14 protein-coding genes are annotated in these 13,733 nt (G+C 26.3%); 11 read left to right on the top strand and 3 right to left on the bottom strand.

Going from position 1 to position 13,733, the window contains the following annotated elements:
- The first annotated feature begins 14 nt into the window (after positions 1-14).
- The 8 genes from OM90_RS02775 to OM90_RS02810 all read left to right on the top strand — a co-directional run bounded on the left by OM90_RS02775 (position 15) and on the right by OM90_RS02810 (position 8,489).
- Positions 15-911, top strand: coding sequence for a carbohydrate ABC transporter permease (locus tag OM90_RS02775; protein ID WP_242860847.1), 897 nt, complete (start codon positions 15-17; stop codon positions 909-911).
- Positions 904-1,737, top strand: coding sequence for a carbohydrate ABC transporter permease (locus OM90_RS02780; protein ID WP_058485368.1), 834 nt, complete (start codon positions 904-906; stop codon positions 1,735-1,737). Before OM90_RS02775 ends, OM90_RS02780 begins: the two co-directional genes overlap by 8 nt.
- Positions 1,738-1,762: 25 nt before the next feature.
- Positions 1,763-2,977 carry an enolase C-terminal domain-like protein gene (locus tag OM90_RS02785; RefSeq protein ID WP_058485369.1) on the top strand — a complete coding sequence of 405 codons (1,215 nt, stop codon included), beginning with the start codon at positions 1,763-1,765 and terminating at the stop codon, positions 2,975-2,977.
- 296 nt (positions 2,978-3,273) lie between these two features.
- Entirely contained in the window at positions 3,274-5,226 is a 1,953-nt protein-coding gene (locus OM90_RS02790) for an ArnT family glycosyltransferase (RefSeq protein WP_058485370.1), read from the top strand.
- A gap of 23 nt (positions 5,227-5,249) precedes the next feature.
- Complete coding sequence (locus tag OM90_RS02795; RefSeq protein WP_058485371.1) at positions 5,250-6,227, top strand: glycosyltransferase family 2 protein; 978 nt, start codon at positions 5,250-5,252, stop codon at positions 6,225-6,227.
- Positions 6,190-6,603 (top strand): GtrA family protein, encoded by a 414-nt coding sequence (locus OM90_RS13495; protein WP_058485372.1) that lies wholly within the window; start codon positions 6,190-6,192, stop codon positions 6,601-6,603. Before OM90_RS02795 ends, OM90_RS13495 begins: the two co-directional genes overlap by 38 nt.
- 199 nt (positions 6,604-6,802) lie before the next feature.
- Complete coding sequence (locus OM90_RS02805) at positions 6,803-7,549, top strand: polysaccharide deacetylase family protein (RefSeq protein ID WP_058485373.1); 747 nt, start codon at positions 6,803-6,805, stop codon at positions 7,547-7,549.
- 22 nt (positions 7,550-7,571) lie between these two features.
- Positions 7,572-8,489, top strand: coding sequence for an ABC transporter substrate-binding protein (locus OM90_RS02810; protein WP_058485374.1), 918 nt, complete (start codon positions 7,572-7,574; stop codon positions 8,487-8,489).
- Positions 8,490-8,518: 29 nt separating this feature from the next.
- Here OM90_RS02810 and OM90_RS02815 read toward each other — a convergent pair whose 3' ends face one another.
- Positions 8,519-9,286: an ABC transporter permease gene (locus tag OM90_RS02815; protein WP_058485375.1), complete on the bottom strand. Its 768-nt coding sequence runs from the start codon at positions 9,284-9,286 to the stop codon at positions 8,519-8,521.
- Positions 9,286-10,026 (bottom strand): ABC transporter ATP-binding protein, encoded by a 741-nt coding sequence (locus tag OM90_RS02820; protein ID WP_058485376.1) that lies wholly within the window; start codon positions 10,024-10,026, stop codon positions 9,286-9,288. Before OM90_RS02820 ends, OM90_RS02815 begins: the two co-directional genes overlap by 1 nt.
- A 292-nt stretch (positions 10,027-10,318) precedes the next feature.
- Between OM90_RS02820 and OM90_RS02825 the strand changes: the two genes are divergently transcribed.
- Entirely contained in the window at positions 10,319-10,696 is a 378-nt protein-coding gene (locus OM90_RS02825; RefSeq protein ID WP_058485377.1) for a PH domain-containing protein, read from the top strand.
- A 169-nt stretch (positions 10,697-10,865) separates the two neighbouring features.
- Here OM90_RS02825 and OM90_RS02830 read toward each other — a convergent pair whose 3' ends face one another.
- A complete protein-coding gene (locus OM90_RS02830) occupies positions 10,866-11,378 on the bottom strand; it encodes a superoxide dismutase family protein (protein ID WP_058485378.1) in 513 nt (170 codons plus the stop codon).
- 365 nt (positions 11,379-11,743) lie between these two features.
- Here OM90_RS02830 and OM90_RS02835 point away from each other — a divergent pair, with 365 nt between their 5' ends.
- On the top strand, positions 11,744-12,400 hold the full coding sequence (locus OM90_RS02835) for a hypothetical protein (RefSeq protein WP_058485379.1): 657 nt from the start codon (positions 11,744-11,746) through the stop codon (positions 12,398-12,400).
- 246 nt (positions 12,401-12,646) lie between these two features.
- Positions 12,647-13,588 carry an NmrA family NAD(P)-binding protein gene (locus OM90_RS02840; protein WP_058485380.1) on the top strand — a complete coding sequence of 314 codons (942 nt, stop codon included), beginning with the start codon at positions 12,647-12,649 and terminating at the stop codon, positions 13,586-13,588.
- Positions 13,589-13,733: the final 145 nt, after the last annotated feature.

Genomic DNA, 13,733 nt, shown 5'->3' on the forward strand with positions numbered 1-13,733 from the left:
AAAGGAAGACAATTATGGCCAACTTACAAAGTAGAATGGAGAAATACAAAAATAAAAGATATGAAAAAGATGGATATTTATTTATTTTTCCTATAGTATTCATGCTTGCTACCTTAATTATTTATCCAATGTGTTATGGTGTTTATCTAAGTCTTTTCAACACTAATTTGGTAAATAAATGGAAATTTGTAGGCTTTAAATATTATATCGAAGCTTTTACAAATCCAGATTTTTATAGCTCTGTATTACTAACTTTTAAATTTATGATTTTAGTAGTCATTGGGCATTTTGTAGTGGGATTTATTTTAGCTACTTTATTAAATAGAGAATTTAAGGGAAGAACTATAATGAGGGTAATATTTATGTTACCCTGGTTCTTTCCAGAAGTAGTAGTTGCTTTGCTATTCACATGGATAATGAATCCAATGTATGGGGTATTAAATGATATATTAATAAATATTGGAGTTATATCAAGCAATATTTCATGGTTAGGTACTAAGGAATTGGCTTTTCCAGCAATAGTTTTTGTTTGTATTTGGAAAGGTTATCCGTTAGTAATGACAATGATTTTAGCGGGATTACAAAGTATTTCTAAAGACCTATATGAAGCTGCTGAAATAGATGGTGCAGGAAGATGGAAACAGTTTTTATATGTAACAGTGCCTTCATTGAAACCAATATTAACTACTGTTGTTATTTTAGATAGTGTTTGGTGGTTTAAACAATATACTCAAGTTTTTACAATGACAGCAGGAGGACCCGGTAAAGCAACAACCCTAATTAGCTTAGGTATTTATAAAACTGCTTTTACAGATTTAAGATTTGGTAAGGGTGCAGCTTGGGGAATATTAGTTTTCTTTATTTGTTATTTGATTAGTCTTGTATATAAGGTGGTGTTAAAAGATGAATAAGAAAAAACTTATAGAAAATATTTTATCTTGGATTGTACTTATATTTTTTGCGATTTTCATCGTAGTCCCAATTTTATGGATGATTTCCACTGCATTCAAGACAGAAGCTCAAACATATTCTCCAACCCCTATATGGGTCCCCAAGCCTATTACTTTAGATTCTTTTAAAAAGTTTTTTAATACATATAGTTTTGGGAAAATGTTAAAAAATAGTTTGGTATCATGTGTTTTTTCCATGATTATATGTGTAACATGTGCTTGTTTTGCAGGATATGGAGTTACACGGTTTAAATTTAGAGGGAAAAAACAATTAATGAGTTTTTTACTTCTTACTCAAATGTTTCCAAGTGTTATGCTTGTAGTACCATTCTATTCAGTTTTATCAAATTATCATCTTACAAATAAATTATTTGGACTGATTATTGTATATGCTGCAACAAATGTAGCTTTTAGCACTTGGATGTTAGTGTCTTATTTTAAAACTATACCAATAGAGCTTGATGAAGCTGCACGAATCGATGGAGCATCTAGTTTTAGGATATTTTGGAATATAATTTTACCTTTGATTGTTCCAGGAATTTCTGCAGTTGCGATGTTTGTGTTATTTAGTGGATGGAATGAATATATGTATTCATCTGTATTGTTATCAAGTGATGATTTGAAAACAATTACTGTAGGAATTATTTCTTTGAATTCTCAGTATCAAATTAAGTGGAATGATTTAATGGCTGCTTCTGTAATTTCTAGTTTACCCTTAGTTATTCTATTTGTTTGTTTTCAAAAATATTTTATTGCTGGTATGACAGGTGGTGCAGTAAAAAATTAAAATCAAAAGGAATGCGAGGAATATTATGAATAACATCACGATAAGGAGAGTCAAATCTTTTGTAACAGCTCCTAATGGCATAAATTTAGTTGTAGTTAAAGTAGAAACATCAGAACCTGGTTTGGTAGGATATGGATGTGCAACTTTTACTTGGAGATATAAAGCAGTTAAAACAGCTATTGATGAATATTTAGACCCTATGTTACAGGGTAAATCAGTTCACAATATCGAAGATTTATGGCAAACAATGATGGGAAGTTCTTATTGGAGAAATGGCCCAGTTTTAAATAATGCCATATCTGGTGTTGATGAAGCATTGTGGGATATAAAAGGAAAGTTGGCTAATATGCCATTGTATGATTTGCTAGGTGGGAAGTCAAGAGAAGGCATTGAATTATACAGACATGCAGATGGAAATAGTATTGAAGAAGTAAAAGAAAATGTACATGCATTGATAGAAGAAGGATATCGTCATATCCGTTGCCATATGGGAACATATGGAGGCAATTTTAATGGGAAAAGACAAAGAATTATTAAACCTGTTAATGCACCGAAAGGAGCATATTACCATCCGCATAAATATATGAACAGTGTTATAAAATTATTAGAAAATATAAGAACAGATTTTGGTAATGATCTAGAAATTATGCATGATGTTCATGAAAGATTATCTTTAGCAGATACTTTAACTTTTGTAAAGGAACTAGAACAGTTTAAATTATTCTTTTTAGAAGATAGCTTACCACCCGAACAATGTGATTTCTTTAAGATTTTAAGAGAACATACTGTAACTCCTCTTGCAATGGGAGAATTATTTACCAATCCTGTTGAATGGAAAAATATAATCCAAAATCAATTGATTAATTATATTAGAGTACATATCAGTAGTATTGGTGGTATAACACCAGCTAAGAAATTAGCAACATTTTGTGAACTTTACGGAATAAAAACTGCATGGCATGGACCAAATGATTTATCACCGATAGGTGCAGTTGCTCAAATGCATCTTGATTTAAATATAAATAATTTTGGTATACAGGAATTTGCAGGTTTTAGTGAAGCAGAAAAAGAAATATTTGATGGTTGTCCTAAAATTGAAAATGGATATGCATATTTAAATGATAAACCTGGACTTGGTATTAGTTTTAACGAAGAAAAGGCAAAAAAATATCCCCCAGTAGAAATGGATTTTAGTTGGCTGTTTAGTAGATTACCAGATGGAACTGCAACAAGACCATAGTTTTAATAATCTTTGATATTATATTATATTTATAATTATTCTAATAAATTAATTTAAAAAAATAAATAGTTATGTTTTAAAAGTTCGTCTTTTATTAATAAAAGACGAACTTTTTTATTACTGATCCAAATTAGATAATAATTTTTAAAATATTTATGGGAATTTGTGACATAATTGTAACAATAGATATTTATAATGAAAATAAATTTTGATTAAACCTAAGCAATTAATAATTTCTAAATTTTTGATAATGTTTTTATTTATATAAATAAGATAGATGTTTGGGAGTGATAGATTTGAGAAAGAAAATAAAAAGTAATTTACCTATTATACTAATCATTATATTAGCATGTGTAGTATATATTTGGGGTTTATGGAATGAGGGGCTTGGGAATCTATATTATGCAGCTGGAGTATTTTCTATGGGACAAAATTTTCATGCTTTTTTTTATAATAGCATAGATTCTATAGGATTTATTAGTATAGATAAACCACCTCTTGGACTTTGGATACAAGTTCTTTTTACAAAAATATTAGGATTTAATGGTATAGCTTTATTATTACCTCAAGCACTTGCTGGGGTATTATCCGTTTATTTTATATATAAAATTATGATAAAAAGATTTGGGAAAAGGGTAGGAATTGTATCAGCATTAGTGTTAACTTTAACTCCTATTTATGTAGCTGTCTCAAGAAATAATACTATTGATAGCATATTAATATTAATGTTAATTTTAGCTTCAGAACAAGCGATTAAAGCAGCTCAAAAATCTAGCATCAAACATCTTATATATGCAGGAATATTTATTGGACTTGGATTTAATGTAAAAATGCTTCAAGCTTATATGATTGTTCCCGCTGTATATTTAACATATCTTGTTTTTTCAAAAGAAAAAATTATTAAAAAATTAATTTCATGTACAGTTTCAGTACTTGTATTATTAGTAATATCTTTGTCATGGATAATGGCAGTGGATTTGACTCCACCTGAAAATAGACCATATGTTGGTAGTAGTACTACAAATAGTGCATTAGAACTTACTATGGGATTCAATGGATTAGGAAGATTAATAGGTGTTAATTATCTTAAAAGATCTTCATTAAATGATAGTTCTAATGTTATTCCTCCAAAAACCAATGTACAGAATAGAGATATGAATAACAGACCAAATGTTAATAGTTTACCAGATACAAATAGTAGACGAAATATAAATAATCCATCAAATTTGAAAAATAGGCCAGATGAAAAAAATAACCAACATTCTAATAATAGGTCAGGAGGAGAAGCTGGAACTCCATCAATATTTAGATTATATAATAGTAAAAATGCTGGGCAGATTTCATGGTTTTTGCTTCCAGTTTTTATTGTATGTATATTTTATTTATATCTATTTTTTAATAAAAAAATTAAGGATATGTCTCAAAATATAACTACTTTTTATTTTATTAGTTGTTTTATACCTATGTATATTTACTTTAGTTTTTCTCCAGGACTTGTACATCGTTATTATTTAGCAATGTTATCATTCCCAATTTCTGCACTTATTGGGATTGGGGTTTACTTTTTAAAGCAGCAACAAAAAATATTTATTCCTATTATTTTTGCAGTAACTGCTATTTTACAATTATATATTCAAAGTCTTTATAAAAATTGGTTAAATTGGGTTGTTCCTTGCCTTATAGTTATATTTATAGCTGTATTAGTATTAATTTTTATAGATATGAAAAGAAATGATAATAAATTTATTATTAATTATTTATTTGTACTTTTAATAATACCAGCCATATGGTCCTTTACTCCAATAATATATGGTAATAATGAGCGAATACCTATTGCAGGACCAGAACTTGTTAATCAAAAAGATAGTTCTAATAATTATGTGAATCTTTCTAATTTAATTGATTTTCTCAAAGAAAATAAAGGGGATACTGATTATTTAGTTGCTGCACCTAGTGCCATGAATTTAGGAGCAAAGTTAATTTTAGAATCTAAAGAACCAGTAATGATACTTGGAGGGTTTAAAGGAAATGATAACCCTATAACTGTGGAAGATTTCAAAAATTTAATTAATAAAAATGTTATTGAATATGCACTTGTTCCTACAAGTAATAATTTAGATAGAAATAGAAATGAAACTATTAATAGTTCTATTATAGAATGGATAAGGTTAAATGGAGTAAATCTTGATAATGAATTAAAATCAAGAAATGGTAAGATAGATGGAATGTCTTTATATAAATTAAAATAATCCTGAGGAAAGGAGATGCTTTTATGGATACCACAGTATATTCATTAGTTGTACCTCTTTATAATGAGGAATTAGTTATAACTGAATGTTACAAAAGACTAAAACAAATTATGGATACTTTAAATGAAAGTTATGAAATAATATTTGTTAACGATGGAAGTAAAGATAATTCAGATAAAATCATTGAAGAAATTTGTAATAAAGATTCTAATGTGAGATTAATAAATTTTTCTAGAAATTTTGGGCATCAATCTGCAATAACAGCAGGCATGCAGTTTTCAGAAGGTTCAGCAATAATTATTATTGATGCTGACCTTCAGGACCCACCTGAAGTAATATATAGAATGATTGAAAAATGGAAAGAGGGCTACGATGTAGTCTATGGAAAAAGAATTAAAAGAAAAGGAGAAACATTTTTTAAAAAATTTACTGCTAAAATATTTTATAAGATTTTAGACAAGTTGACTGATGTAAATATTCCAAGAGATACAGGAGATTTTAGACTCATAGATAGAAAAGTATGTGATGTATTAAATGCATTACCAGAAAAAAATAGATATGTTAGAGGACTTGTAAGTTGGATTGGTTTTAAACAAACAGAGGTAGAATTTATTCGTGAAGAAAGATTTGCAGGAGAAACTAAATATTCTTTAAAAAAAATGTTGAAATTAGCCTTTGATGGGATAACTTCTTTTTCATATAAACCTTTAAAATTTGCATCTATTATAGGGATAATGATGTCAATAATAGGTTTTATTTATTTACTAGTTGTATTATTCAAAAAGTTTTTTACAGATAAAAATATACAAGGTTGGACATCTCTTATAGGAGTAAATATTATGTTCAGTGGCATTATTTTATTGGCTTTAGGAATAATGGGAGAATATATTGGACGTATATACGAAGAAGTAAAAAATCGACCAATTTATATTGTAAAAGATACAAAAGGATTTGGTAAGAAGTATGAAAAAAATAATACAACATATATTAAAAAAATATAATACATTTTATAAATTTTCTATAGTAGGGATTATAAATACATTTGTGGATTTTAGTATTTTTATATTTCTTAATAAGTATTTAGGAGTTCATTATCTTTTAAGTCAAATATTTGGATATACAGGAGGTGTTATTAACAGTTTCGCATTAAATAAAAAATGGACTTTTAACAATACAAATAATTTAAAAAAGGGGTATGTGCAATTTATACAATTTATTTTTATAAATATAATCTCTCTAATAATCACGTCTAGTTTAATCAAAATATTTGTTGAAATATTGTATATAGATGTAGTTTTTTCTAAAATTATAGTTATTTTTGTTGCTCAAATAATTAATTTTACTGGCTCAAAATTTTTAGTATTTAGTAATAAATAGATTTATAGAAGAACTTCTTTGTAATTAAAGAGGTTCTTTTTTATTTAATTATTAATAAGTTTCTACTAAAAATATTATAACTTTATTCAAAAAATTATACTATTTTAGATGATTTATGTAAAAAATTCTGTAAATTAAAAACATGTTATAATCCTATTCTATTTTGTCAAAAATTTATTATAAGGAGGAGGTGAAAATTTTGAAAGAATTTAAAGTATTAATGTATCATGAAGTCATAAATAGAGAAATGTTTAATTATGATAAATACAAAGGAATAAAAGTTCAACAGAATTATAGAGATATTTTACCTTTAGTTTTATTTCATTATTTAGATAGTTTTAAAGAGCAGATGCAGTTTTTATATAATGAGGGATATGTGACTTTGTCATTAAAAGATATTATAGATTTTTATTATGGTAATAAAGAATTACCTGAAAAAGCTGTACTTTTAACTTTTGATGATATGTATAAATCAGTTTTAATAAATGTTTATCCAATATTAAAACATTATAATTTTCATGCTGTAGGTTTTATAGTTAGAGATTGGGTTTTTAATGAACCTCAAAAAAATTTTAAAGATTATTCTGTATGTCTTTCATTTAAAGAATTAGATAAAATGAGAGATATTTTTGAGTATGCCAATCATACTAAAGCTTTACATACTAGGGGAAATAGTAAGATGGCATTACAAAATATAGATAAGGAAGTATTTATTAAAGATATTAAAGAATGTGAAAAAGTCGTAACTACTAAAAAAGTATTTGCTTATCCCTTTGGTGTTTATACTGAAGAAAATATAAAATGGCTAAAAGAAATAGGTTTTTTATTAGCTTTTACTACTGAAAAGGGTAAAAATACTAGATTAACTAATCCGTATAAACTTCATAGAAATGGAATATTTTTAGATTATGATTTAGAAAAATTTAAGACCATATTAAATAATTAATATAAGCATTGGAGGAATTACTTTGAAAAAAATACTAATTTTTATGATAACTATAATATGTTTAATAACTATTACTGGATGTCAAAAGAAAGAATTAGATTACTCGATAAGATTTGGATTATTACCAGCAGAGTCTGCTATACCTATTATTGTAGCTAAAGAACAAGGCTTTTATGAAGAAGAAGGAGTAGATGTTGAATTAATTTCCTTTAATTCTCCTAATGATCGTAATGTAGCAGTTCAAGCAGGAGAAATAGATGCAATTATAGCAGATATTATGACTTCTCTTACCTTTCATGAAGCAGGTTTTGATATGAAAATTACATCTGATATAAATGAAGATTTTAAACTTTTAACATCTCCTAATTCTGGAATAGAAAATTTTCAAGAGCTTAATGGTAAATCTGTATCTATAGTGCCAAACTTTGTATTAGAATATATTATGGATGAAATGGCAAGGGAAAATAATATAGAATATGAAACGGTAGTTATTCCTTCTTTTACAGCAAGATTTGAGGCATTATTAGCAGATCAAATTCACGGTGTAATTTTTACAGAACCTCAGGCTTCTTTGTTAGTTTCTCAAGGGGCAAATCTTTTAGCATCTTCGAAAGAATACGATATTAAAGCAGGAACTTTATTATTTGATAATAAAATTTTACAGGAACATCCTGATGAAGTAAAAGCATTTTATAAAGCTTATAACAAGGCAATAGAATATATTAATACTACGGATTCTGATGAATATAGTGAAAAACTAAGTGAATATGGATTTCCAGAAGCTATTAAAGATTATCTAAAGAGTGGAATTGAATATACAAAGGCTCAAAAAATTACACAAGAAAGTTTTGATAGTGTATTAGAATGGACAAAATCTAAAGGATTGATAGAAAATAGTTATACTTTTGAAGAAGTAAGTGATTTTTCTTATATAGAGTAAAATAGCAAGAGCTCTTATAATATAGAGCTCTATTTTTGTTCTAACTTTTCTAGTTTAATCCACTTACATAATTTATCTTCTAATAAATCAATAAGTTTAAAAATCAATAAGCCTAAAAAACTTATTGCTAAAATTCCTGCAAACATTTGAATGTAATCTACTCTTGCCCAGCTATCCATAATAAAGTAGCCTATTCCGTAACGAGTAGCAAAGTTTTCTGCAAAAAATAGTACAGCAATACTTGTTCCTATACTTATTCTTAGAGATGTTAATAATTTAGGGAAAACAGCAGGTATAATAAGATGTCTATATATTTGGATTTTATTAGCCCCTAAAGATTTAATTGAATAAAATAATTCTTTGCTTAACCCTTTTACACTGTCTCTAGTAGTTACAAGTATTTGAAATAATATTATTATTGTTATTAATATTATTTTAGAGGTATTACCTAATCCAAATATAATCATTAGAATTGGTAAAAAAGCTATTTTAGGGATTGGATATAAAAGATATATCATAGGGGAAATATATTTATCATATTTTTTATTTAGGCCAAGAAATAATCCTACGCTCATTCCAATTATTAGAGAAATAATTACTGCAATTAAAATTCTAAACAAACTGACCAAAATATGAATAAGAAGTTTTCCTTTAATAAGTATAAAAAATTCATATATTGTAATATGGGGGCTTGGGATTATTGTTGATTTAAATATAAAATGAAGAGCATACCAAAAAATAAGTATTATTAATGAGCCATATATTGTTTTATATTTTGTGATTTTTTTAAATATCATTATTTTATTTCATCCTTTCTCATTAGTTGACGAACTTCCATACAAATTTTATAGTAATCTGATTTATATCTAAGTTCTTCATCTCCAAAATATGGATTATTAATTATATTTTTTATTTCACCAAATTTTTGTCCCATTATTACTATGGTTTGTCCTAAAAAAACAGCTTCTTCTATATTATGAGTGACTAAAATAAGAGTTATATTATTTTCTTTATGAATTTTTAAAATAAGATTTTGAAGGTTTTCTCTAGATATGGCATCTAAAGATGAAAAAGGTTCATCCATTAGCAATAAATCAGGACTTATAGTTAAAGCTCTTGCTATTGCAATTCTTTGCCTTTGTCCACCACTTAATTCAATAGGATACCTATCTTTTAAATCATATACATCTAATTCTCTGAGAACTTTATCAACATTATATTGTATATCTTTTTTATGATATCCCCTAATTGTTAATCCAAGTGAGACATTATTCCATACCGTTTTCCAAGGAAGAAGACCATAGTTTTGTAGTATTAATCCAGTTTTCTTACGGTTTTCTTTAACAGGGAAGTTATTTATTAAGATTTCTCCACTAAAAGGTTTTAAAATACCAGCGATTCCATATAATAAGGTGCTTTTCCCACATCCCGATGGACCTATAATAGCACAAGTTGAATTTTTATTAATATTTAGATTTATATTTTTAATCACAGTAGAATTTCCATATTTCATTATCAAGTTTTTAATTTTAACCATTGTTTAAAAGACTTCCTTTCAGTTATGGTATAGAATTTTTACTTTAGACACATATAACATAATATTATATGTAGACAGTAAAATATTTTGATTAGATAATAGTATTTAAAAATTTTATTAAATTATTCGATAAATATTTTATATAAAAATAAAGGATTTAATTAATTTTTATAGAATTTTTAAAATATATGCTTTTATAGGAAGGATGGAATTTATAGTATAAAAAACAATATTTACATCAAAAACTAAAAATTTTATTAATTTTTAAATATTTTTACAGGAGGAATGTAATATGGGATTATTAAATGGAATTATGGGAAATGCTTCAGAATGTAGTGTAGAAGAAGTAATAAAAGAATATGGGAAATTATTAGCAGAAGGAGAAAAAATAGAAAAGGCATATAAGCTTATAAGAGATCTGTTTATCTTTACAGATAAAAGACTTATATTAGTAGATAAACAGGGAGTTACAGGGAAAAAAGTTGATCATCATTCTATTCCTTATAAAAGTATAACGCATTTTAGCATTGAAACAGCGGGGCATTTAGATTTAGATGCTGAATTAAAGATATGGATTTCTGGTTCAGAGTTTCCAATTAAAAAACAATTTAATAAAAATTTAAACATATATGAGCTTCAATCAGTATTAGCAAAATATATATTAGGATAGATATAGTTATTATATATTTTTATATGAAAAAGTTATATGTAATAAAATTAATAAAAAGCCTATATATTATTATTTATTTAATTGAGAAATTTATTTTAATAAAAAAGAGTATTTAAAACTATTTAAAAAGTAGTTTTATAATACTCTTTTTATTTTTATAAATAAATAATTAATATACAAAAAAGTTATAATAAAGATTAGGATAAATAGGATAAATTATACCACAAGCTAGTCTTTTACCAGCATTTCCTGAAGGTTGACTTCTATAATCATCAGGACTTTCATGAATAATTATACTTTTTCCTAAAATATCTTTTGGCTTAAATTTATTAGTAAAAAAAGTCATTGAAGCAATTCCATTATTAGAAAAAAGCACTGGAAAATCACCGGCATGATTACCATGGGGTTGGTTATAAGGATTCCAATGTCCTCCAGCATCTTGGAAAGGATTTTCTTCATCTCCTACATTACAATTACCATATTCATGAATATGAAATCCATGGGGACCAATGGGTAAATTACCGTTTTCACTAGGTTTATATGGAGGAAGACCGGTAACATGTACAGATACTTGAGTTCCACCAGGAACATCTTTAAATATTACTTTGCCTCTAAGTTTAGGTGCAAGGGGACCACCTATAATATCTGCTTGGGCCATTAATGTATAATTATTATTAAACATATTTTCACCTCTTAAAACTACAAATCTCAAAGCTTTTTTTAGTAATTTTATAGTATATAATATGATAAATGTTTTAATAAATTGAATAAAAAATATTTATAATACGTAAAGAGTTACATTCAAAGTGTTGAATAAATCTTATTAAAAAATGATTAAAGATTATTATAAGAAATAATTTTTTTATAAGAATGGGAATTTATAAGGGGTTAAGAATTTTACACTAAGAAATATTATGAAGAACAATTAGACAAAGTTCTAATTAAGATATTAATATTAAATATTTAAGTTAAATATATAAAAAAACTAACAATGATATATTTTCTTCTATTATGTTATACTTAAATAAAAAATAGAGGATGATGATTATGCAAGCAATATTTGAAACAATTTTTGATATAGTTTATTTATCTACAGTTATTTCACTGGGATTTATTATGATAAAACGGGGAGAAAAAAATAGTCTTACTTGGCTTTTTGGAATTATGGCAGTGATTTTAGGATTTGGAGATGCTTTTCATCTTATTCCAAGGGCATATGGACTTTTAACTACAGGACTTGAAGCAAATGTAATAGCTCTTGGATTTGGTAAGCTAGTAACATCTATAACAATGACTATATTTTACATTATTTTATACTATATATGGAGAAAAAGATATGATATTAAGGATAAACAAATATTATCAATAGGGATTCTAGTATTAGGAATAACAAGGATAATTCTTTGTTTATTACCACAAAATCAGTGGTTATCAGCTGATGCTCCCGTGTCATGGGGAATTTATAGAAATATTCCTTTTGTAATAATAGGAATTATAATCATCTTTTTATTTTATAAATATTCAAGGATACACAATGATAAAACCTTTTCAAATATGTGGTTAGCTATACTTCTTTCATTTGCATTTTATATTCCAGTTGTGTTATTTGCTAAAATAATGCCTATTGTTGGAATGTTAATGATTCCCAAGACAATAGCATATGTTTGGATTGTTAAAATGGGATATAATACTTTAAAAAAATAACAAAAACTCAAAATTATTATTATATTAATGTTTGTGAGGAGCAAGAAATATGAAGTTATCAAAAGTATTATTTGTAATGAGTAGTGTAATGTTTTTGGATTTATTAATATCCCTATAATAGGAACTAAAGGGTTATATTTAATATATTTTTTAGTCATGATAGGGTTTTTTATTTTATCTAAATTATTAAGAAATAATAGAGAATAATAAATAAGGGGAGTTATTTTAAAATAGAGGTGATATAACTTGACTGATAAAAAACATGTAGCAGTTATTGGTAGTAGAGGACAAGTTGGAACTCCTTTAACTAAGGAATTATTAAACCAAGGGCATAAAGTTACCATGATTGCTAGATCACAAAAAACTAAATTAGATCCAACAATCAAAGAATTTATACAACTAGGAGCAAATTTATCTATTTGTGATAATATGAAGGATGTAAAAGCTTTAAGTAAAGCTTTTGAAGGTTGTGATGTAGTGGTATGTTGTGTGCCAGGATCAAAGGAAATTATATTAGAATTTGAACCTATATGGTTAGAAGCGGCAGTATTAGCAGGAGTAAAACGTTTTGTTCCAACAGAATTTGGTGCTCATACAAAAAATTTAAATTATGGTGCAGGAGAAATATTTGATAATAAAAAAGTATTCCATGAAAAACTTTTTAAATCTGATATAGGATGGACATTATTTTATAATGGAGGATTTTTCGATTATTTTTTACCTAATCTAAGATATTTTGATGAAATCACAACTTTTGGACAAATGGATCTTCCAATATATACCCATGATATTAATGATGTTGGAACTATTGCAGCAAGAGCTATTACAGATGATCGTACTTTAAATAAATGCGTTCAGATGGATTATAATGTTCTATCTCAAAAAGATATGCTTAATCTTCTTCATAAATATTGGCCTAATGCTCCCTTTGTTTATAAGCATTATTCATCAGCTTATATTAAATATATGAAAAATAATAATGGAAATGAAATTACAGCTAAAAAAGGAGCAGAAACGGATAAAGAACGTTGGGGTATTAATTATGTTATATATGTTTTAGGACAATTGGTTGCATTTACAGAGGATACTTTAAAAGCATCAGAATTATGGCCTGATTTTATTTGTAAAAATCCAGAAGATGCACTGAAAGACCCTAAATTTGTATTTGAAAAAGAAATCAATTTTTAAGCAGAAGTATTTAATCAAATTATAGGAATAATGTAATCAATTTTAATATTTTATATTTGAAAGGCAGAACCAAGGGTTTTGTCTTTTTTTATATTTATATAACTATATATTATATAGGATTAAGTCTTTTGATAAATAAAAACAT

Source organism: Defluviitalea phaphyphila (assembly GCF_001466305.1).
Taxonomy (GTDB): domain Bacteria; phylum Bacillota; class Clostridia; order Lachnospirales; family Defluviitaleaceae; genus Defluviitalea_A; species Defluviitalea_A phaphyphila.